At 41.9% G+C, this 22,698-nt stretch carries 14 protein-coding genes; 9 read left to right on the top strand and 5 right to left on the bottom strand.

Features of this window, described 5'->3' with window-relative positions; genetic code table 11:
• Positions 1-263 precede the first annotated feature (263 nt).
• The 9 genes from ACK4HU_RS02225 (at position 264) to ACK4HU_RS02185 (ending at position 13,789) form a co-directional block, all read left to right on the top strand.
• Entirely contained in the window at positions 264-2,012 is a 1,749-nt protein-coding gene (locus ACK4HU_RS02225; protein WP_409803429.1) for an AMP-dependent synthetase/ligase, read from the top strand.
• 253 nt (positions 2,013-2,265) lie between these two features.
• The gene (locus ACK4HU_RS02220) at positions 2,266-2,727 is read left to right on the top strand and encodes a MarR family winged helix-turn-helix transcriptional regulator (RefSeq protein ID WP_409803215.1); all 462 of its coding nucleotides are present in this window, start codon (positions 2,266-2,268) and stop codon (positions 2,725-2,727) included.
• A gap of 44 nt (positions 2,728-2,771) precedes the next feature.
• Entirely contained in the window at positions 2,772-5,177 is a 2,406-nt protein-coding gene (locus tag ACK4HU_RS02215; protein WP_409803214.1) for a 3-hydroxyacyl-CoA dehydrogenase/enoyl-CoA hydratase family protein, read from the top strand.
• Positions 5,178-5,229: 52 nt separating this feature from the next.
• Positions 5,230-5,589, top strand: a complete 360-nt coding sequence (locus ACK4HU_RS02210) for a four helix bundle protein (RefSeq protein ID WP_409803213.1) — start codon at positions 5,230-5,232, stop codon at positions 5,587-5,589.
• Between the two features lie 77 nt (positions 5,590-5,666).
• The gene (locus ACK4HU_RS02205) at positions 5,667-6,842 is read left to right on the top strand and encodes a thiolase family protein (RefSeq protein ID WP_409803212.1); all 1,176 of its coding nucleotides are present in this window, start codon (positions 5,667-5,669) and stop codon (positions 6,840-6,842) included.
• A 75-nt stretch (positions 6,843-6,917) separates the two neighbouring features.
• Complete coding sequence (locus ACK4HU_RS02200; RefSeq protein ID WP_409803211.1) at positions 6,918-7,277, top strand: four helix bundle protein; 360 nt, start codon at positions 6,918-6,920, stop codon at positions 7,275-7,277.
• A 39-nt stretch (positions 7,278-7,316) separates the two neighbouring features.
• On the top strand, positions 7,317-9,110 hold the full coding sequence (locus ACK4HU_RS02195) for an acyl-CoA dehydrogenase family protein (protein ID WP_409803210.1): 1,794 nt from the start codon (positions 7,317-7,319) through the stop codon (positions 9,108-9,110).
• Between the two features lie 171 nt (positions 9,111-9,281).
• The gene (locus ACK4HU_RS02190; RefSeq protein WP_409803209.1) at positions 9,282-11,972 is read left to right on the top strand and encodes a cation-translocating P-type ATPase; all 2,691 of its coding nucleotides are present in this window, start codon (positions 9,282-9,284) and stop codon (positions 11,970-11,972) included.
• A 146-nt stretch (positions 11,973-12,118) separates the two neighbouring features.
• Entirely contained in the window at positions 12,119-13,789 is a 1,671-nt protein-coding gene (locus tag ACK4HU_RS02185) for a PQQ-dependent sugar dehydrogenase (RefSeq protein ID WP_409803208.1), read from the top strand.
• An 11-nt stretch (positions 13,790-13,800) separates the two neighbouring features.
• Here the strand turns inward: ACK4HU_RS02185 and ACK4HU_RS02180 are convergent, their stop codons facing one another.
• The 5 genes from ACK4HU_RS02180 to ACK4HU_RS02160 all read right to left on the bottom strand — a co-directional run bounded on the left by ACK4HU_RS02180 (position 13,801) and on the right by ACK4HU_RS02160 (position 22,357).
• Positions 13,801-15,411: a GMC family oxidoreductase gene (locus tag ACK4HU_RS02180; protein WP_409803207.1), complete on the bottom strand. Its 1,611-nt coding sequence runs from the start codon at positions 15,409-15,411 to the stop codon at positions 13,801-13,803.
• Positions 15,412-15,858: 447 nt separating this feature from the next.
• The gene (gene glgP / locus ACK4HU_RS02175) at positions 15,859-17,514 is read right to left on the bottom strand and encodes an alpha-glucan family phosphorylase (RefSeq protein ID WP_409803206.1); all 1,656 of its coding nucleotides are present in this window, start codon (positions 17,512-17,514) and stop codon (positions 15,859-15,861) included.
• A gap of 80 nt (positions 17,515-17,594) precedes the next feature.
• Complete coding sequence (locus ACK4HU_RS02170; protein WP_409803205.1) at positions 17,595-17,969, bottom strand: hypothetical protein; 375 nt, start codon at positions 17,967-17,969, stop codon at positions 17,595-17,597.
• 95 nt (positions 17,970-18,064) lie between these two features.
• On the bottom strand, positions 18,065-18,487 hold the full coding sequence (locus ACK4HU_RS02165; protein WP_409803204.1) for a carboxylesterase family protein: 423 nt from the start codon (positions 18,485-18,487) through the stop codon (positions 18,065-18,067).
• A 117-nt stretch (positions 18,488-18,604) separates the two neighbouring features.
• A complete protein-coding gene (locus ACK4HU_RS02160) occupies positions 18,605-22,357 on the bottom strand; it encodes an ATP-binding protein (RefSeq protein ID WP_409803203.1) in 3,753 nt (1,250 codons plus the stop codon).
• Between the last annotated feature and the right edge of the window lie 341 nt (positions 22,358-22,698).

Raw genomic sequence — 22,698 nt, 5'->3', positions numbered from 1 at the left:
ACATTTTTTTATCAAATAATAGAATTTCAATCAGTTACAGGTGGATAACTCGTTAACAATATGTCGGGATAGCAAAAGGCTGGGAATGCAATTTGTGCCAAACTTTTTAAACCTATCTTATCAACAAATCCACAGCCTTAATAACCTTAATAGTTTATTTATTTAAATAATATAATATAATTACTATAAGGAGAATTGTGTGGAAAGCTTTTGGGATTCCATTTTGATTTGGGTAATATTAGATTGATAAACCCGAAAGCATGATGAACCTCACCCGTATTTTTGATTTGATCCCACATCAGATTTCATCTTATGATAAAGCAGTGGCTTTGGCTAGAAAAGAAGATGGAAAGTGGAAGACGTATAGCTCCAAAGACCTTAAGCAGATTGTAGATAATCTAGGCTTAGCTTTTTTATCCTCCGGAATTACTGCGGGAGATAAAGTTGCCATAATCTCTGAAAATCGTCCGGAATGGAATTTCGTTGATTTCGCACTTCAGCAAATCGGAGCAATATCCGTACCCATGTATCCGACGATTACCTCTGAGGATTACGCTTATATTTTTGACCATGCAGAAGTCAAAATGATTTTTGTCGGAGATCAGGAAATCTACGGAAAAGCTGCCGCAGTCGCGGGAGATCGAACCATATACGCCTTTGATCAGCTAGATGGAGTGGCGCATTGGTCAATTTTGGAAAAAAAGGGTGAATCAGGCGATCTTTTAAAATTGGAAGACTCAAAAAGTCTGATTAAACCGGATGATCTTTTTACAATAATTTATACCTCTGGCACCACGGGTAAACCAAAGGGAGTCATGCTTAGCCACACAAATGTGCTATCCAATGTACTTTCTGTTTCCAATACCATGACACCTCCCCCCGGAGTTTCAAAAGTGTTGAGCTTCCTTCCACTCTGCCATATCTACGAACGAACAGGTTCATTTTGCTTTATTTACCTCGGATTTTCAGTTTATTATGCTGAAAACATGGAAAAAATTGGTGAAAACCTCAAGGAAGTGCAGCCCCATGTATTTAATACAGTTCCAAGGCTTTTAGAAAAAGTCTATGATAAAATTGTAGCCAAAGGTTATGAATTGACTGGAGTAAAAAAGAATCTCTTCTTCTGGGCTTTGAATCTCGGTCTGAAATATGACCCTTCCGGAAATATGGGTAGCTGGTATGATTTCCAATTGAAACTTGCCAATAAGCTGATTTTCTCAAAATGGAGAGAAGCATTAGGAGGAAATGTGATGCAAATCAACTCTGGAGCTTCAGCTTTACAGCCAAGACTGGCGAGAGTATTCTGGGCTGCCGGTATAAAAGTATGTGAAGGATATGGCCTAACGGAGACATCGCCGGTAGTTTCTGCTTCTGTTGGTACTGAGGATGGAATCCGAATAGGATATGTAGGTAAAGTAGTAAAAGACGTGCAGGTGAAAATCGCTGAGGACGGCGAAATTCTGGTCAAAGGACCTAATGTGATGCAAGGATACTACCGAGAGCCTGAAATGACCGCTGCGGTACTTCAAAACGGCTGGTTTCACACCGGAGACATCGGAGAACTGGATGGCGAATACCTTAAAATCACAGATCGTAAAAAAGAGATGTTCAAAACGTCCGGAGGAAAATACATAGCACCTCAGGTAATGGAAAACAAATTCAAGGAATCTGTCCTCATTGAGCAACTTATGGTAGTTGGTGATGGGAAAAATTACCCGGCAGCATTGATCGTTCCCAGTTTTGACGGATTGAGGGAATATTGCAAACGGAAGGACATTCCATATCTCACAGATGGTGAAATGATATCCAATTCTGAAATTCTCGAAAAGTATCAGGAGGAAATAGATGGACTTAATAAATACTTTGCAAAATGGGAGCAAATCAAACGTTTTAAGCTGTTGGACAAACCATGGGGAATCGATACAAGTGAGCTAACACCTACGATGAAATTGAAGCGAAAAGTGATTTATCAAAAATTTGAGAAGGAAATCGAATCTATCTACCAGGCATAATCGCCTGGTTTTTTTGCTTTTAATCAAAAAATCATAATTTCTTCACATCAAAATTTTTTTCTGCTAACCTAGAATTTGCTGATTTTTATTCTGATTTATAATATGATTTAGTCTGAATACAGTAGTATATTTTATTTCTCGTAGAAAATCGATTAATTATTTGTGATGCATGCATACCTCTTTTGAAAATATAGTATGCATGCATACAAAATTTTTCTAACTTAGGTGACTTCAAATCCTGTATTTGAGCACCATGACAAGAGAAGAGACAGTAGACTATCACATCAAAAGTGCCTGGCATGCCATTTCCCGCATGTACAATCAGCAAGCTGCTGAGGAGGGATTTACTACGGCGATAGGCTTTGTCCTGATCAATATCAACTCCAAAGAAGGCACGCCTGCGACAAAGATTGCCCCACTGATCGGTTTGGAAACGCGCAGCTTAACTCGCATGCTAAAAACAATGGAGGAAAAAGGATTGATTTTCAAAAAGGCTGATCCTGTGGATAAGCGATCGGTGCGGATTTTTCTGACAGAAGAAGGAAAAGATAAGAAAGAGAGATCGATTAACACAATCATGGACTTCAATCAGCAAGTCCGCGAAGTAGTTAGCGAAAAGGATTTGGATACTTTTTTCGGAGTATTCAGTAAAATCCACATGGTCATTGATCAAGTCAATGAAAGTGAAGTCAATAAACCAATATTTGAATTATAACTGATTTTCCGTTCGTCGGAATAGACTACCAAAACCCAAAAAACATGAACAGAACCATTAAGAAAGTAGCCATTTTAGGTTCAGGAGTGATGGGATCTCGAATTGCCTGTCATTTCGCCAACATTGGCGTACAGGTACTTTTACTGGATATTGTTCCCTTCGAGCTGACCGAAATAGAGCAAAAGAAGGGAATGACCAAGGATCATCCAGCAGTCCGAAATCGCCTCGTAAATGATGCCTTGCAAAGTACGCTTAAGTCAAATCCCTCGGCGATTTATGACAAGTCCTTTGCCAATCGGATTACCACAGGAAATTTTGACGACGACCTACCAAAAATCAAAGACTATGATTGGGTGATGGAAGTAGTGGTAGAGCGATTGGATATCAAACAGTCGCTATTTGAAAAAGTAGAGAAATACAGAAAACAGGGGACCCTGATTACTTCGAACACTTCAGGAATTCCAATGCACATGATGTGTGAGGGCAGAAGTGAAGATTTTCAGACCAATTTTGCCGGGACTCACTTCTTCAATCCCCCACGCTATCTGAGACTTTTGGAAATCATTCCAGGTCCAAAAACTAATCCTGAAATCATCGATTTCTTGATGGAGTATGGAGATAAGTTTTTGGGAAAAGAGACTGTTTTTTGCAAGGATACTCCTGCATTTATAGCCAATAGAATCGGGGTCTATGCAATCATCTCCGGAATGCATGCCATTGAAAAGATGGGCTTCAGCGTCTCTGAAGTGGATAAATTGACCGGTCCTGTGATTGGTCGTGCAAAGTCAGCCACATTCCGAACCATGGATGTGGTCGGGCTCGATACTACTGTCAATGTGGCCAACAATCTGTACAAAGCACTTCCTCACGACGAATCCCGTGACAAATTCAAATTACCACAGATCGTCGAAGTGCTATACAACAACAAATGGTTTGGAGATAAAACCGGCCAAGGTTACTTCAAGATGATCCGTCACAAAGACGGAACCAAAGAACTGAAAGAATTAGACTTAAAAACCTTCGAATACAAAGATGTGGAAAAGCCAAAGTTTAAGGCTTTGGAAGCATCGAAGGAAATCGAGGATTTGAAGAAACGAATCAAGTTTCTGGTCAATTTCGAGGATCGGGCCGGTGAATTTTATCGGGCTTCTTTCTATGATTTATTTAAATATTGCTCCAATCGTATTCCTGAGATTTCCGACGAATTGTACCGGATAGATCAAGCTGTTTCCGCTGGATTTGGATGGGAATTAGGTCCATTTGAAACTTGGGATATTTTAGGGGTAAAAGAAACCGTTGAAAAAATGGAAGCTGCCGGTGAAAAGGCTGCTCCTTGGGTTCATGAAATGCTCTCTGCAGGACATGAAAACTTCTACAAAGTCGATGGCGGCAAAAAGCTGTATTATGACATTCCAAGCAAAAGCTATCTGGAAATTCCGGGAATTGAAGATTTCATTATTCTGGATACCCTGAAATCTGCAGGCAAGAAGGTATGGGGAAATACTGGCACCACCGTGTATGACATGGGAGATGATGTGATCGGTTTGGAATTCCATACCAAAATGAATTCTATGGGTGCGGAAGTCATCGAAGGAATCAACACTGCAATCGGAATGGCCGAGAAATCCTACAAAGGCTTAGTCATAGGCAATGAAGGTGCTAATTTTTCTGCAGGAGCTAATCTTGGAATGCTGTTCATGTTTGCCGGTGACCAGGATTTTGATGAGATCAATATGATGATCGCTCAGTTCCAGAATACCATGATGCGGGCTCGTTATTCTTCGATTCCGGTGGTAGTTGCTCCGCATAATATGGCTTTGGGAGGTGGTTGTGAACTATCCCTTCATTCAGATCATATTCAGGCACATGCTGAATTGTACATGGGATTAGTAGAAGTCGGAGTAGGATTGATTCCTGCCGGTGGTGGTACCAAAGAGATGACCTTGAGATTTTCCAATGCGGTCATCAATGGCGATGTCGAGCTAAATCAACTTCAGGAATACTTCATGAATATCGCCACTGCGAAAGTTTCCACCTCAGCTGTGGAAGCCCAAGGCTTGGGATATCTTAGAAAAAGCGATGGAATTTCTTTAAACAGAAAACGTCAATTGGCGGATGCGAAATCCCATGTGTTGAGATTGCATGAAGCAGGATATACCCAGCCAGTTCAACAGACGAATGTGAAGGTGTTGGGTAAAACTTCCTTGGCATTGTTTGAAGCAGGAATCACCGGAATGCAGTACGGTGCTTATATCTCTGAGCACGATGCCAAAATCGCCAGAAAACTAGCTTGGGTTATGTCAGGTGGAGATTTGTCCTCGACAACCGAAGTAAGTGAGCAGTATTTGCTGGACTTGGAACGGGAAGCTTTCTTGAGTTTGACTGCTGAGAAAAAGACCCTTGAGCGAATTCATAGCATTTTATTCAAAGGTAAACCGCTTAGAAATTGATTAAAGTAGCAAGTATCAAGACGTAAGTATCAAGATTTTAAACCCATAGGTTATGCACAATTTCAAAGACTTAAAAGTATGGCAGAAAGCAGTTGATTTTGCAGTAAAAATTTATTCTGTCACGAGAGCCTATTCGAATGATGAAAAGTTCGGGCTCGTTTCACAGATGAGAAGAGCAGGAGTTTCGATTCCTTCAAACATTGCGGAAGGTTGTGCTAAAACTTCCTCAAAATCATTTGTCAATTCTCTTGAAGTGAGTTTAGGAGAAAGCTTTGAATTGGAAACCCAATTGATAATTTCTGAAATTGTAGGAATTCTTGATCCTGAAATTGCCAAAGAAATGGAAGTAGATCTTTCAGAAGTTCAGCGGATGATCATGGGTTTAAAGTCCTCCATTGAGTCAAAATCTTGATACCTGATACTAGCTACTTGATACTAGCTACTTAATACTCTCATTCAATAACCCAATTACCAATAACTAATCAACAAATGGAAGCATACATAATTAACGGATATAGATCAGCAGTAGGAAAGTCAAAAAGAGGGGGATTTAGATTTTATCGCCCGGATGACTTGGCGGCAGATGTGATCAAACATTTGGTGGCAAATACGCCTGGATTGGAGACAAAAATGGTCGACGATCTGATCGTTGGCAATGCGGTTCCCGAAGCGGAACAAGGCATGCAGATGGGTCGGATGATTTCACTTTTAGCATTGGGAATTGAAGCCCCCGGATTTATCATCAACCGATATTGCGGTTCGGGCTTGGAAGCGATTGCCTTAGCTGTCGGTAAAATCAAAGCAGGAATGGCCGATTGCATCATTGCCGGAGGAACAGAATCCATGTCTTTGGTTCCGATGATGGGTTACAAAACAGCCCTCAACTACAAAATCGCCACGCAGCACCCATCCTATTACATCAGCATGGGGTTGACTGCTGAGGAGTTGGCCAAAGAATACAGCATCACAAGAGAAGAAGCGGATGCATTTTCGGTTCGATCTCATGAGAAAGCCTTGGCAGCAATAGCCGCTGGTAAATTCAAAGAAGATATCGTACCAGTCGAAGTTGAAGAAACTTACCTCGATGAAAAAGGCAAAAAGAAAACCCGAAAATACATCGTCGATACCGACGAAGGACCAAGAGCAGGTACGACAATGGAAGCTTTGTCGGCGCTGAAACCTGCTTTCAAAAATGGTGGTCAGGTGACAGCAGGAAACTCATCTCAGACTTCCGATGGGGCTGCTTTCGTGGTGGTAATGTCCGAACGACTGATGAAATCTTTGGGACTTGATCCCGTTGCGAGATTGATGTCTTATTCCGTGGCTGGAGTTGATCCCAGAATCATGGGAATCGGTCCAAAAGAAGCTGTTCCAAAAGCCTTGAAGCAAGCAGGATTGACATTGAACGACATTGATTTGGTTGAACTGAACGAAGCTTTTGCCGCACAGGGATTAGCCGTGATGAAATCGCTGGATATGAATCCGGATATCGTCAATGTCAATGGTGGCGCAGTTGCTTTGGGTCACCCGCTGGGATGTACCGGAGCTAAGCTTTCTGTGCAGATTTTCAATGAACTACGACGACAAAATAAAAAGTATGGGCTTGTTACAGCTTGTGTTGGTGGTGGTCAGGGAGTGGCAGGAATTTATGAGCTATTAAAGTAAAAGACTCAAGACGCTAGACATTAGACAAAAGATATCTAGCAACAGAATATAGTGCTTAACCAAAAAAGAATTTTTATGCACAACTACAAAGAGTTAAATGTCTGGAAAAGAGGAATAAAATTATGCGCTGTGATTTATAAGCTCACGGCAAATTTTCCAAACGAAGAACGGTTTGGTTTGATTTCTCAAATGCGAAGGGCTTCAGTTTCTGTTCCTTCAAATATTGCAGAGGGAGGAGGAAGAAGAACAGATAATGAATTTGTTCATTTTCTTGGTGTCGCCCATGGTTCTATTTGTGAATTGGAGACACAACTCTTTGTAAGTGTGGAATTAGAATTTGTTACCTATGACCAAATTGATCCGATTTCTTTGGAAATAACTGAAATCCAAAAAATGCTCTATGCTTTAATTCAAAAGTTTGAATCACGCAAATGAGTCTAATATCTAACGTCTAAAATCTAAAGTCTATATATAATGGCAACACTTACAAAAGCAATCCTAGGAGGTGAATTCCTCGTGAGAGAGACCCAGGCGCAGGATATTTTTATACCTGAGCAGTTTACAGAAGAGCAAAAAATGATGGCTCAGGCCTGTCAGGATTTTATTGATACGGAGATTACTCCGAACATCGAGGAAATTGACAGTATGAAGAATCCTGACTTGGTTCCTTCGATTTTCAAGAAGGCAGGTGAATTAGGGCTTTTAGGCATCGCTGTTCCCGAAGAATATGGGGGAATGGGCATGAGCTTCAATACCTCTATGCTGATAGCTGATATTATCGGTTCGGCAGGATCTTTTTCCACCACTTATGGAGCACATACCGGGATCGGAACATTGCCGATTTTGTACTACGGCACGGAGGAGCAAAAGCAAAAATACCTTCCAAAACTTGCCACTGGAGAGTGGGCAGCTTGTTATTGCCTCACCGAACCTGATGCAGGGTCGGATGCAAACAGTGGTAAAACAAAGGCAACGCTTTCAGCCGACGGCAAGACCTATTTGCTCAATGGGCAGAAAATGTGGATTTCAAACGCCGGATTTGCGGACCTTTTCATTGTCTTCGCTAAAATCGAGGACGACAAAAACCTCACGGCTTTCATCGTAGAAAAAACCTTCGGTGGAATCACCATGAACGAGGAGGAGAAAAAGATGGGCATCAAAGGTTCATCTACCCGTCAGGTCTTCTTCAATGACTGTCCGGTTCCAGCTGAAAATATGCTTTCCGATCGTCAGAATGGATTCAAAATCGCAGTGAATATCCTAAATATCGGCCGGGTAAAACTTGGTGCGGGAGTTTTGGGAGGCGTGCGGGGAGTAATTTCACTTTGCCTTAAATATTCCACCGAGCGGAAGCAGTTTGGCGTGAGCATCAATACGTTTGGAGCAATCAAGTCCAAATTGGCAGAAATGGCAATTCGAACTTTTGTGACCGAATCACTGTGCTATCGTGCGGGTCAGGATATTGAAGATCGAATCAATGCTTTGATTTCAGAAGGAATGGATGATGCGGAGGCGAAATTAAAAGGAGTCGAAACCTTCGCAATGGAATGTGCGATTGCTAAAATCCACGGTTCGGAAGTGCTTGACTATGTAGTGGACCAAGGTGTTCAGATTTATGGAGGAATGGGATATTCTGCGGATGCTCCTATGGAAAGAGCCTACAGAGACGCCCGAATTTCCAGAATCTATGAAGGGACCAGTGAGATCAATCGAATGCTCATGGTAGGAATGCTGTTGAAGCGTGCGATGAAAGGTGAAGTAAATCTATTCGAACCTGCAATGGCTGTTTCTGCTGAGCTGACCTCAGTACCTTCATTTGAAACTGTGGATACCTCAGAACTTTTCGCAGCGGAAAAGGAAGTTTTGAAAAACTTGAAAAAGATCTTTTTGATGGTGGGAGGAAAAGCTGCTATGGCCCTTCAGGATCGGATTGAAGACGAGCAGGAGATTATGATGAATTTGGCGGATTTGATGATTGAAATCTATGCTGCCGAATCCGGAATTCTACGCGCCGAAAAATTGGTAAGCATAAAAGGAGAAGCTGCTTGCTCTAATCAGATTGCTATGTCTCAGGTTTACCTTTCTGAAGCTGTGAACAAAATAAATGACGCAGCAAAAGAAGCCATCGCCTCATTTACCAAGGGTGATGAACAAAAAATCATGCTAATGGGTCTAAAGCGCTACACCAAAGCCGATTTGGTCAATACCAAAGAGCTAAGAAGGCAAATTGCCGATTATATGATCGCTCAGGGCAAATATCCATTTTAACGATAGATATAATAACGAAGCCTCCGATTGTAAATTCAATCGGAGGATTTTTTGATTTTTATCATGTTTTGTCAAAAATCATTTTTTCTTTCGATTGATAGGTCTAGTTTATGCTATCAAAGCGTAAGCTTTTGTTAATCTGTTTTTTAACCTGAATTAAATATTTTAAACATGGATATTCAAAAAATCAAAAGCGAAGATTCCTGGCATTCTCTGGATTGGGAAAAAATTTATTCAACACTAAGTACGGACGGAAAAGGGCTGAGCGATTCTGACTCGAAAGATCGCTTAAACCAATTTGGCCCCAATAAATTACCAGAACAATCCAAAACCACCTTGATGAAGATCATTCTTCATCAAGTGCTCAATCCCTTGATTTTTATTCTTGTTTTGGCAGCTTTTGCTTCCATACTTATTGGAGAGGCAAAAGATGCCGTATTCATTTTCCTTGTCATATTAATAAATACTGGACTCGGGACTTATCAAGAGTTTAATGCGGAAAAAAGTGCATCTGCTCTTCAGCAACTGATGAAAATCAAAGCAAAAATCAAAAGAGAAGGAAAGATAAAGGAGATTGATTCGGAGTTTCTTGTGCCGGGAGATTTGGTCTTTTTGGAGTCAGGGATGAAAGTTCCCGCTGATATTCGGCTTGCAGAAGCATCAAGTTTGGAAATAGATGAGAGTTTCTTGACGGGAGAATCCCACCCATCCTTTAAGAAACTTGATCTTTTGGAAAAATCAACAGGAATTCCTGATCGTTTCAATATGGCATTTGCAGGAGCGACAGTCCTTTCCGGACGTGGAAAAGGGCTGGTTGTGGAAACAGGTAAAGATACTCAGGTGGGAAAAATCGCTCAGAATGTAGCTACCGGAGAATCCGCCAAACCTCCTTTGATTCAACGGATGGAGAAATTTATCAAGCAGATCACATTGTTTATTGTGATCTTGGGGCTGATACTTTCCTTCTTGCTGAGATTTCAAGGAATGGACTTGGCTTCGATTTTCTTTTTTGTTGTGGCTTTAGCTGTCTCTGCAATCCCCGAGGGTCTTCCAGTTGCCTTGACTGTAGCACTTTCGATTGCCACCCGAAGGATGGCTAAGCGGAACGTCATCGTCAGAAAACTCAATGCAGTAGAAGCATTAGGAAGCTGCACAGTGATTGCAAGTGATAAAACAGGAACTCTTACGGTCAACCAACAAACGGCGAAAGAGATTATTCTATCCGGTGGGAATAGATATGAGATCACGGGAGAAGGCTACAATGGAGAGGGAGAAGTCAGAAACTTAGAAAACCCAGAACCAATTTCCCGATTAATCAGGGTTGCTGCTTTGGCCAATGAAGGTGGACTACAATCTGTGGACGGAGAGTGGACTTTTTATGGTGACGCGATGGATGTAGCGCTTTTGGCATTGACCTATAAAACCAAGACAACTCCTGATGATCTGAAAAACAACTTTCCAGTTTTGGGACAAATTCCTTATGAATCAGAACGAAAATTCTCAGGAGCATTTTATCAAGTTGGGTCTGATATCTACTTCGGAGCAAAAGGAGCATTAGAAACGATCTTAAAATTTTGCGGAAGTAAATCACAGGAAGATGTTTCCAACATTTTAAAACATGCGGATGAACTGGCTTCCAATGGTTACCGCGTCCTGGCATTTGCAGAAGGATCTTCTACCCGATTTGAATCAAAAGAAGAATATTCAGAAACAGACATTCCAGACCTTGAATTTTTGGGTTTGGTATGTTTTATAGATCCGCTCAGATTCGAGGCCAAGGACTCAGTTGAAAAATGTAAAAAGGCAGGAATCAAAGTCTTAATGATTACCGGTGATCATCCTTCTACAGCTTTTACGATAGCCCAAGAGTTGGGAATAATAGAAAAAGGTCAAACAGTAGTAACAGGCCAAATGCTCAGTGAGGCGGGGAGAACAGAAGACAAGAAGTACAAAGACTTGGTGCTATCCACTACTGTTTTTGCAAGGGTTTCTCCAGTCCAAAAGTTGGAAATCGTGGATGTCTTAATCAAAAATGGGGAATTTGTAGCTGTCACCGGAGACGGTGTGAATGATGCGCCAGCACTAAAGCGTGCAAATATCGGTGTCGCGATGGGCTCTGGCACTGACGTCGCTAAGGAGGTCGGTTCGATGATTGTCACTGATGATAATTTCAGTTCTATTGTAGCAGGAGTGGAAGAAGGTCGATTTGCCTACGACAATGTGAGGAAAGTAATTTTCTTGCTCATTTCTACCGGGGCGGCCGAAGTCATCATGTTTTTTCTTTCTGTGATGATGGGTTTACCACTACCTCTTTTGGCTGTGCAGTTGCTTTGGTTGAATCTTGTTACTAACGGTATTCAGGATGTCGCCTTGGCTTTTGAAAGCGGAGAAGCGGGCGCAATGAACAAAAAGCCAAGAAGGACGACAGAGTCGGTCTTTGACGCACTGATGGTGAAGCAGACTCTGGTGGCAAGTTTGACCATTGGACTTGTTGCATTTGGATTTTGGTATTGGTTGATAGAAGTGAGGCAGATGAGCGAGTATCATGCACGTGATCTCGTCCTTTTACTGATGGTTTTCATGCAGAATTTCCACGCTTTCAATAGCCGTTCTGAGCGTGTTTCCATGTTCAAAATCCCGCTGAATCGGAATTGGATTTTGGTGATGGGAGTGCTTGCTGCACAGGGTTTGCATATATTAAGCATGCAGATTCCATTTATGCAAAGTGCATTGAGGATAGAACCTATCACTTTTCAGGAATGGACTTATGTTATTTTATTGGCAATCCCGATTGTTGCAGCGATGGAATTATTCAAGTGGAATCAACGAAGACTTGAAACTTTAAGGACAATAGTGAACTAGTTCGATGAAATCGAGCCTACCTAAGGCAGACAGGCATGTCGGCAGTCGGGTGAGGCCTTTAAAAAAAATAATCCTATGAAATCCATTTCGTAAATAAATAGAGGTAGTTTTTTTTAGTACTGGAAAAACCTTCAATTTTAGAATTGATGATTCCAAAAATTGTAAAATTTCTAGCCTTAGGCCTTCTTTCTTGGGCCTGTTCTTCGTCTCAGGAAGAGCAATTTGGAAGTGATATTTCTTCAGATGCCTCCCAAATTCTTAAGGGAAGGACGCTTTTTGAAAAGCACTGCTCCACCTGTCATAACTTCAATGAAGACGCAATAGGTCCTAACCTAAGCGGACTCACCCGTCAAATTGAAACTCAGTGGATCACGGAGTTTATAAAAAATCCTGCCGTCGCCATAGATGCAAAAGATCCACGAGCCGTGGAACTTCTTGCTAAATACAAGAGCCAAATGCCTGGCTTTCCGGATTTGATAGATCAGGATATCGATGCGCTGCTTAGCTATATGCACACTTTTGAGACCTTGCCAATCCCGATCAGCGGGGACACCACTTCCAACTTGATCCCCGAGAAAATTCAGGACTCCGGTATTCGCCTTGAATTGGAGTTTTTTGCTCAACTCCCCGCCTCTGACCCTGTTCCACCTTTGGCCAAAATGACAAAAATGGAGCCGATTCCCGGGACAAAGAGGCTTTTCATAAACGATCAACGTGTTGGACTTTATGAGTTTGTTGATCAAAAACCAGTTTTGTATTTAAACCTGAAAGAAAAGCGTCCTGACATGGTGAGTAAACCAGGCTGGGCCACTGGAGTGGGCAGTTTTGCATTTCACCCTGATTTCGAAAACAACGGCTTATTCTATACTTCCCACACTGAGCCTGGAGGAACTCAAAAATCAGATTTTGGATACACTGATAGTCTATCCGTTTTTATGCAATGGGTGTTGACTGAGTGGAAAGTGGACGACCCAAATTCCGGAAATTTCAAAGGAACAGACCGGGAAATTCTCCGGATTGACAATTCTTCTCAAGCCCATGGTATGCAAGAGCTCACCTTCAATCCAACTTCCAAAAATGGAGATGCAGATTATGGATTGCTTTACATCGGATATGGAGATGGAGGAACGGCTGAAAAGCGCTTTGCTGCAATTTCCAATCATCGTGGAGCGGGCATATACAGCAGCATTTTGAGGATTGATCCTGCAGGAAAAGATGGAAAAAACGGTAAGTATGGAATTCCTAAAATCAATCCTTTTGCGGGAGTTCCGGGCAAAGCAGGAGAGATCGTTGCCTATGGATTCAGAAACCCCAATCGAGTTTTTTGGGATGAAAAAGGAAAACTCCACTCTACAGACATTGGTCAGCATAGCATTGAGGAGATCAATCGAATAGAACCCGGCAAGTTCTATGGATGGCCGATTCGGGAAGGAACTTTTGGAATCAATCCTTTTGGAAGCTTTCGAGCGTTATACCCTTTGCCGGCGGATGATAAAAAATATGGAGTCACTTATCCACTTATACAATTGGAGCATGACGAGACTGTGGCGATCATTGGTGGGTATACCATGCCATATGGTCCATTGAAAGGGAAGTTCATCTTTGGGGACATTCCTTCAGGCCGTCTCTTTTTTGCAGATCTCAATGAATCTTCCAGTCCAGTTGTGAAGACTTGGGGAGTCACTTTTGAGGGCAAAGAAGTTTCCATGCAGACTTTGGTCAATCATGACCGGGTTGACCTGAAATTCGGAATTGATGCTGAAAATAATGTCTACATCATGAGCAAGACAGAAGGGAAAGTGTATAAAATCAAATAGACGTGATTATATCAGCCTTCCGAATCCTTTAGAATCATATCAGCTGCCTTTTCTCCGATCATAATTACGGCGGCGTTGGTATTGCCAGCCACAATCCTAGGCATGATGGAGGCATCTGCCACTCTTAAGCCTTCGATTCCATTCACCTGAAGTTTCCAATTAACTACTGAGTCGGAATCAATTCCCATTTTACAAGTCCCAACAGGATGATAGATGGTCTCTACCCGTTCGCAAATATGCGCGGCAATTCCTTCATCTGACTGATCCAAAGGGCAAACCAGACTTTTGAAGTAAGGAGTAAAGGAATCCTGGAAAAAAATTTCAAGCGCCTTTTTGGCACCATCGATTAACGTTTGCAGATCCTTTTCCTGTGAGAGAAAGTTAGGCTGAATGATCGGTGCTTCAGTCGCATGATGGGAATTAAGACCAACATACCCTACGCTTTTGGGCTTTAGAAGACTTGGCAATATGGTAAAGCCGTCTGTGGTTGGGTAAGTGTTCAAGTCATACATGTCGGTTTTCCCATCCATTCCTGCCTGGATCGGAGAAAAATGAAGTTGGAAATCCACAGGTTTGTTTTTTTGAGTGGAGTAAAAAGCCACAGCCTCCAGAGGACTGCAAGTCATTACTCCTTGGTGGGTTATCAAGTATTGAATGAGATCTTTGACTTGATTCAATGGACTCAGATGATGATTAAAGCCGTCTCTCGTAGAGGATAAACCGGATACTGGAAAGAACAGATGATCCTGAAGGTTTTTACCGACTGCTGGAAGAGATTTGACAAGATCGATTCCTCTTTTTTTCAATTCTTCCGGTTCACCGATTCCTGATAGCATGAGGAGTTGGGGCGATTGAAAAGCACCTGCACTTAGGATGACCTCTTTTTTAGCGTAAGCCGTATCAGTGGAATTTTTTCCGGAGAAAAATTCAACGCCGATTGCACGGTCATTTTTGATTAGAATTTCTTTGACTTGGGAGTGAGTCAAGATCCTGAGGTTTTTTCTGGCAATTATGGGTTTGAGAAATGCACTGGCAGAGCTATGTCGCTTCCCCCCTTTGATGTTGAACTGGAAAAATCCAGCGCCCTCTTGAGTTGCTCCGTTGTAATCCTGGTTTTCGGGGATTCCAGCTTCGACACATGCTTTTACAAATGCCTTGGCAAATGGGGTTTGATGGCTCTTTGCAAAAGTCACATGAAGCGGACCCTTTTGTCCGTGGAACTCGTTCTGAAGATCTTCATTATGCTCTGACTTTTTGAAATAGGGTAAAATCGACTCATATCCCCAACCCGGATTTCCCAGGCTTTCCCATTCATCATAGTCTGCCTTGTTGCCTCTTACATAGGCCATGGCATTGGTAGAACTTGATCCGCCCAGGACTTTTCCTCTTGGCAAATAAATTTTTCTATTGTTGACAAATTCTTGTGGTTCGGTCCAAAACCCCCAATCCACCTCGGATCGATGTAGTTTTGCATAACCGGCAGGGATTCCGATTTCCAGTTTTTTGTCTGGCCCGCCTGCTTCGATGAGTAAAACCGAGATTTGGGGATTTTCTGAAAGCCGATTTGCAAGAACGCAACCTGCCGAACCGGCACCTACGATGATGTAATCAAAGGAATTCATAAAAGGGCATCTTGATTGAGTGATAATATAAAAAAAGCAAGATGGATATACACAATTCTGCCACTAAACAAATTATCTCTTTAAATTCGGCTGGAAGCCTGCCTTCGGTAGGAAGGACCGAAGACGGGAGACCGAAGAGAGCATAAACTTTAATTTTGGGCCTAATTCCTCCTTTTGGTTTTTTTCTACTGGCAAAGAAGCGGATACACATAAAAAGTAATTATCAAGCTTTGAAGATCAGGGTAAAACAAAATAACTCACGGCTTTGGTACCACCAGGTAAATTGAAACTAAATGACCTCGACAAGCTCGGCCACCGAGTACATGATTAAAGTATGGAGGGGAGGAATATGCGCCGCATATTCCTCCCCTCCTCTCAAAACCAAAAACCTCCGGACAACGAGCTTGTCGAGGTGCAGTCCGAACGAAAATTCGTGGAATTACAAAATTACTTGTACATCAACTCGTAATAATCTTTAGCCATTCGATTGCTCTCAAATTCGTAGCGAACGTCGTGCATTCCGGCTTGGACCATATCTCTCCACTTACGCTTATTGTCATAATACATTGGAATGATCTGATTTTCAAGAATATCGTATAGGTGTGCCAAATCCTCTTCATCCTGATCCTGAACACTGAGATGGATATAATCCACCTGAGGGATTATAAAGGAATTTTCTCCATGTCTGGCAAATTCACAAATCCAACCATCATCAGTGCTGAAGTTGATGGCGCCATTCATGGAGGCTGTCATTCCGCTTGTTCCGGATGCTTCCCGAGGTACCCGGGGATTATTTAGCCAGACATCGGAAGCCTGCTTTAGTCGCTTGCTTAGTGTCAATTCATAATCCACGCAGACAGCGACATTGTTGTAGTGTTTGCTCAAGTGTACCAGTTGGTTGAAGACGCTTATTGCACCATAATCCATTGGATATGGCTTGCCGGCCCAGATGATTTGGATCGGTCGATCTGTATTTCGCATCAGCGCATCAAATCGACGGATATCGCGCGTGATCAATTCAGGCCTTTTGTAAGCGGCGAATCTTCTTGCCCACACAATCGTCAAAACATCGGGATCAAGTAGCTTTCCAGTCTGATCAGCAACAATTTCAAAAGCCCGCTTCTTCAGGTGGCGCTTACGATCATCAAAACCCGGATTATCTGCTTCTTCCATAAATCGGAAAAGCTGCTTGTCTGCCCAATAATTCCAGTTTTGGGCATTGGTGATCGACTGGATTTCGGGAATGTTTGGATAGAATCCCCACATTTTTCGACTTACTTCTCCGTGGAGTTTACTCACCCCATTGGCTTTTCTTGCAAAACGTAAGGCGGCTAAACTGTGGTTGAATTGATCTCCCATTATTCCAGTCAGCAAATGTACCTCAGCAATGGAATGTCCATAGAAATAGCTCATTTTGTCACAAAGGTGAAAGTCATGCTTTTCATTGCCTGCTTCCTCAGGAGTGTGGGTGGTAAACACCAATCGCTTTTGGACTTCTTCTTTGCTACCAAATTTCTTCATCAAGTAGAAAACACTACTTACTCCATGAGCCTCATTAAGGTGATAGACATCCGGGTTGAAGTTTAGCTCATCAATAAGTTTGGCTCCACCTAAACCTAGAATCATCATTTGAGCGATTTTGGCGGCGGTATCTGCATCATACAGTCGGTGGGTGATGGTCTGACTGAGGTAGTCATTTTCCGGCAGATCGGTGCTCAAGAGGAAAAGTGGTGCGCTTTTGAAAGTCGTTGGAGGCAGATACCAAGCTTTTACCCAAACAGGCTGATCATGGACAGGTACTGTAAATTTGATCCCGGTATCTTCCAAAAAGCTGTAAGTTTTCTCGTACCATTCGGGTTTCAGAGTCTGATCCTGATTTCTGCCTTGATCATAGTAGCCATATTTCCAAAGAATACCGATTCCTATAAGATTTTGCTTTAGCTCAAAAGCGCTACGCAAATGAGAACCGGAGAGGAACCCCAAGCCCCCACTGTAGATTTTTAGAGGTTGATGGATGGCAAATTCCATCGAGAAGTAAGCTACTGATTTTGAATATTCAGGCTCAAATTCATAAGGAACTATGTAGTTTCTAAAATCGGTCATAGATTAAAATTTTGAGAGCCATAAGTTAACCAAATGCCCAGAAAAGTCTCAATTAAAACCAAAAATGGAACCGGAGAACCTTAATTTTTTCCTGCGATCCTAATTAAACCCCAAACTAAAAATGAACCTAAAAATGCCGCAGGAATTACAATCACTAATCCCAAAAGCAATTCAAATGGCAATAAATTATGGGAGGAGGAGTCTCTTATAATATCATAGAAAATTTTGGAAAGCATTCCCAGCATGACACCCAAACTAATCAAAAGGGCTATGAAACCGGGAGATTTTTTTCTGACGAAAACTGAAATCACGGAGCAGATAAACGCCCCCGGGCCCAAAATGGAATAAATTACTCGTGAAAATTCTCCATCAATTGAAAAATCTGCTGTCCAATAACCAAAAGCTCCTACAAAAATTCCTAGGGCAATAATGGGCAAATGTTTTCTTTCAATCATTTTGGGAAAGTTTGGAATTTGGTAGTCAAAAAGCTAAAGCTCACTGACTTTTCCAAATTCCAAACGGAATAAAAGCACTTGGGTTATTTACATATTTATACCAAAGCCAGCCTTGCGGATCGATCTGGGTCATTTTTTACCTCAACCACATCGTTTAAGACCATTATTTCGCCGTTTTGAGCAGCGAATTTTGGCCAATTAGGTAAGGCCCCAGCATTGGGGTTTCCAGTTTTCATAAATGCCAAAAGAGATGCTGACATTTTCTCCGATAGGACTCTTGGGCGTTGGCCTCCTCCCGTATGCGTGTACATTCTGTCTGTATTGTCAAACCAAAAGCAAATGTCAATGCAGTGGAAAGCACGCATACGGCCATTGTACAGATTTGGTTCCCAGCCAAACCATGCCATGTAAACCGGTGCTTTTTGCATGGCTTTTGCATTTCCAACAAAAGGTACCGCGGCAAGGCCCGCCGTCCCAAGGCTGATTTTTTGTAGGAAGTCTCTTCTGTTATTTTTCACAATGGATTCGGATTTAGCATTAATTCTATTGTCTCAATTTGAAAAAATAGAATTGTAATTCCTATCCCTTACGATTGATATTTGACTTTTTAAAGCTAGAAATGGGCGAGTACCAAATTAAACCGGAAGAAGCACCCTGAAAGTTGTTCCTTTTCCTACTTCCGAATCTACCTTGAGTTCGCCTCCATGCGCCTTCACAATATCATAGCTCAAGCTTAATCCCAAGCCTGTTCCCGAGCCTGCTGGCTTGGTAGTGAAGAAAGGTTGGAAGATTTTTTCCTTGATAGAATCGGGTATGCCGGGGCCATTGTCTTGGACGGAGATCTCGATTTTGTCGCCAAGGTTTTTGGTGGAGACGGTGACCATTGGGGTTAGACCTGCCAGGTTTTCTTTGTCGTCGTCAACAAAACCTGGCAGGTCTTTCCCTGCACAAGCCTGAAAAGCATTGTTGATCAGGTTCAGTAGCACACGCCCCATATCCTGTGGCACCACATTTACTTTTGGAAGATCGGAATCCAGTTCTGTTGTAAATTCTGCAAAGAAGCCTTTGTCCTTTGCGCGTAATCCATGGTAAGAGAGCCGAAGGTATTCATCTGCCAGTGCATTGATATCTGTATGCATTCTTTCACCCGAACTGCTACGGCTGTGTGCCAGCATTCCTTTCACAATGCTATCAGCCCGCTTGCCGTGGTGATGGATTTTTTCTGCGTTTTCACCAATATCTTTTAAAATTGCTTTCGCTTCTTCAATTTCTCCTTTAGCTAATTCCTCATTTGCCTCTTGCACGAGTTCTTTATTCAGTTCCGAGAAATTATTCACGAAATTCAGGGGATTTTGAATCTCATGGGCTATTCCCGCGGTGAGTTCTCCCAGGGAAGCCATCTTTTCGGATTGGATTAGCTGCGACTGAGTGGCCTTTAAGCTGCCGAGGGTTTGCTGCAGGTTCTGGAAGGATTCGGCATTTTCAAGGGCGATTGCTGTATATACTCCAATCGTCCTGAGCATATACAGGTGGTATTCTGAAAAAGCATTTTTGGTGAAACTCTGCACAGTGATCACCCCAAACATTTTTCCTTTTACTTTCAAAGGTAGATAAATGAGAGAAACCGGTGCCTCACCTTTGGAAGGTGTAGGCATTTTTTGTAGGTATTTTCCGTACTCTTCGTTCAAATTATTTATTACTATTTCATTTCCTGTATTGAAACATAGCGCTGATAGTCTATTAGGATCTTTGATTGAATTTGAATAGGGATTTAAAGCTTCCCCGTTTTCATAAGTAGCAGGAAAGTCTAGGGTTTGAGTTTCCTCATGGTAGATACCAATACCGAAGACAGAGGCTTCCATCAGTGCATTTACATTGGCATAAACCGTAGCAATGATCTTTTCAGCCGATAAGGAGGCAGTAATTTTTCTGCCGATTTCACCCAACAGTTCCACGTTGTGGTAAGATTTTTCCAATTCCGCCGTCCTTTCTTTTACTCTTTCTTCAAGGATCTGATTTTCAGCTTTGAGTTTTTGGGAGCGCCATTTCACGATGGCGGTAATCAATCCGACGAACAGTAAGAAATAAATCAGGTAAGCCCACCAAGTGGCGTACCAGGGCGGTAATACCACAAAGGAAAAGAACGCTTCTTCGCTTACTCTTCCCGTGAATGCCATTGCCCTGACATGAAAGGTATAGGCACCCGGAGACAGGTTGGTATATTCCTTAAACCGGTTGTCGTTCCAGTCCACCCAGTCTGCGTCAAAACCCTCTAGGTAGGTCTGGTATTTGGTTTTTTTCTCCTCTTCGAAATAGGGCGCGGCAAACTCAAACCGCAATGAATTTTCCACCAATTCCATTGAAGGAAGGGTTTTATCCCTGCCATAGGCGATCAGCGGAAGTGTATCCGCCTTGGATTCTATCCTTCGTATCAGGGTATAAAATTCCTTATCGGTATGTTTGTCCTTTTTCGGGTCATAGCGGATCAGGCCTTTTGGTGACCCAAACCACATAATGCTGTCTTCATCGATAAAATCAATTTCGGACAAGTAAGGCGCAACAGAATTTGGCGTATCATCTTTCACAAATTTTCCTACTTCATTCCGCTTCAACACAAATTTTTTACCTGCTAGAGATTCGTACCATAAAATTCCGGAATTATGCTGGATGAAATCGAACATGTCCTTTTCCACTTCACTGAAGTCATCATTTGGTAGAAATTTTCCTTCCTTGGATGAATACTTCTGCATACCCTGAGGGGAGGTTTTATATAACTCCCCATCCACCAAGGAAAAAGAATCTTCTGAGGCATTAACTTCAAATACAGTGTTTTTAATTCCAGTTGTATTTCCTATTTCCAATCCAATACTTTCGAGATTAAGCGCATGGATTTTTCCAGCCCCACCTATAAAAATTGTCCCGTCTTTTCCTTCAAAAAAATAGGTGCTAATACTGCCTATTCCAGGAACTTTCCCCTTTAATTCCCATGGAAATCCTTTTGAAAGGCCTCTTTCGTAAAGCAGGAGTCCTGAACTCGTACCAACCATAAGGAGATTTGGGTTGTTTTTAGGAATAAAAGTTGTAATTGGCCGGCCCATATCTTTGGGGAAATCCAACCTAATGGCTTTATCATCTCTAAATACCTGTAATTGGGAACTTGGTACTATCAGATCCTCTCCGTCTAGATATAAATCAATTATTCCAATTGAATTTATTTCAGGTATAAATTGAAAGGTTTTGCTTTTTTCATCAAACTTTAGCAGGCCGTTTGAAGTCCCTAGGAAGAACTTTCCGTCTTGCTTTCTAATTGACTTCACCCCCGAATTGATTCCAAGCTCCTTCCCAAAGGTTTGGATCGGGGAATCGATGGCTATTCTTGCTATTCCATCCTCAGTCATCGCCCAAAGACCCTGACCTTTATCTAAATAAACTTCATTCATGACATCTGTAGGCAAACCTTGTTCGGTTCCGATCCTATTGAGTATTTCGCCTTTTGGACTCATGATGACTATTCCTGCTCCTGAAAAAGAAAGGATGTAATTACCCTGATAGGGAAACGCATGATACAACAGTCCTGCACCTCCTTTGATCAATTGATCTACCTGGGTTGGAAACTTACTGACTGTGTTCCCATCAAAAAGGTAGAATCCGGTTGAGTAACCTCCAAATAGAAATGTCTTCCCTTTATCACTTGGATAAGGAAGCATAATCCTGAACCGATCCTTTCCCAGAATCTCTGTTCCTTGGACAAGCTTGATCTCCTCGCCAATTAATTGGAAAAGACCCCGCTCATTTTGATGGATAAAAAAATCGGCTCCCTGTACAAAAGTAAAAGTGAAGGTGGTCTCCGCAGGCCAGGTCTTTAGGGATTTCAAAGAATAATCTTCCGCAAGTTCCAGTCTGATCAACTGATCTCTTGATTGGAGAAATATATAGGAATCCAAGAAATTGATGGAAAAAAAATTTATTCCTGACCGAATCTCTTCAGGAATCAGATGAAGTAAAGATACCGCCTGCATTTCTCCCTTTGGATTGGACATCAAATAACCGAAATCAGTTCCGGCATAAAAGATCCTTCCTTTGGTTTCTTTTGCTAAGCCGCGGATCGTTACACTGTTATTTCGATCAAAAAGAGAACGCCAGTTAACCCCATCATATTCATGCACTCCATATCCTGTCCCGAAATACATCAGTCCCTCCTCACTCTGGATAGCAGCCCATACAGAAGGGTAACCACCATACTCCTCAGGAGTGTAGGTAGTGACCGGCAGCCTTCCGATCTGCTCGAAGATGGACTGGGCAGATAAGACGGCCGGTAATCCTATCCAAACTCCAAGTGTAAAAAGGAAAGAAAAGGGAATTCGAAATTTTCTAAAAAAAGGGTTCATAACTATTGATTTGTAAAAGGGTGTTTATGCTAATTCAGATGATGTTTTAGGAATACAGGAAACTAAAAAAAGGTAAATGATCGTAGGAAATACCGAAATGGTTGTATTGAAAATTGGTGCCGAAGGATCAAATACATGTGTAATTAAAAGTTTAATAAGAATTAATCACTTTGAAAATATTGTAAATAATTTACTTAGCAAATAAAATTCTGCTTTGTTGAGTCAAATAATTTCAATTTTATTCCCCTTTAAATTTTTTTAATTTTCAATATGGATATACGCAATTCTGCCAGTAGCCAAATTCTATTTAGTTTCACCTCGACTTCGCTCGGTGTCCGTTA

Origin of the sequence: Algoriphagus sp. (assembly GCF_046296635.1) — a bacterium.
Lineage (GTDB): Bacteria > Bacteroidota > Bacteroidia > Cytophagales > Cyclobacteriaceae > Algoriphagus.
This window is presented reverse-complemented; position numbering and strand designations above follow the sequence as displayed.

What these genes read in the sequence shown, in the direction of transcription:
- ACK4HU_RS02225 (WP_409803429.1), top strand. Translation starts at nt 264, where the DNA reads ATGAACCTCACCCGTATTTTTGATTTGATCCCACATCAGATTTCATCT.
- ACK4HU_RS02220 (WP_409803215.1), top strand. Translation starts at nt 2,266, where the DNA reads ATGACAAGAGAAGAGACAGTAGACTATCACATCAAAAGTGCCTGGCAT.
- ACK4HU_RS02215 (WP_409803214.1), top strand. Translation starts at nt 2,772, where the DNA reads ATGAACAGAACCATTAAGAAAGTAGCCATTTTAGGTTCAGGAGTGATG.
- ACK4HU_RS02210 (WP_409803213.1), top strand. Translation starts at nt 5,230, where the DNA reads ATGCACAATTTCAAAGACTTAAAAGTATGGCAGAAAGCAGTTGATTTT.
- ACK4HU_RS02205 (WP_409803212.1), top strand. Translation starts at nt 5,667, where the DNA reads ATGGAAGCATACATAATTAACGGATATAGATCAGCAGTAGGAAAGTCA.
- ACK4HU_RS02200 (WP_409803211.1), top strand. Translation starts at nt 6,918, where the DNA reads ATGCACAACTACAAAGAGTTAAATGTCTGGAAAAGAGGAATAAAATTA.
- ACK4HU_RS02195 (WP_409803210.1), top strand. Translation starts at nt 7,317, where the DNA reads ATGGCAACACTTACAAAAGCAATCCTAGGAGGTGAATTCCTCGTGAGA.
- ACK4HU_RS02190 (WP_409803209.1), top strand. Translation starts at nt 9,282, where the DNA reads ATGGATATTCAAAAAATCAAAAGCGAAGATTCCTGGCATTCTCTGGAT.
- ACK4HU_RS02185 (WP_409803208.1), top strand. Translation starts at nt 12,119, where the DNA reads ATGATTCCAAAAATTGTAAAATTTCTAGCCTTAGGCCTTCTTTCTTGG.
- ACK4HU_RS02180 (WP_409803207.1), bottom strand. Translation starts at nt 15,411, where the DNA reads ATGAATTCCTTTGATTACATCATCGTAGGTGCCGGTTCGGCAGGTTGC.
- glgP (WP_409803206.1), bottom strand. Translation starts at nt 17,514, where the DNA reads ATGACCGATTTTAGAAACTACATAGTTCCTTATGAATTTGAGCCTGAA.
- ACK4HU_RS02170 (WP_409803205.1), bottom strand. Translation starts at nt 17,969, where the DNA reads ATGATTGAAAGAAAACATTTGCCCATTATTGCCCTAGGAATTTTTGTA.
- ACK4HU_RS02160 (WP_409803203.1), bottom strand. Translation starts at nt 22,357, where the DNA reads ATGAACCCTTTTTTTAGAAAATTTCGAATTCCCTTTTCTTTCCTTTTT.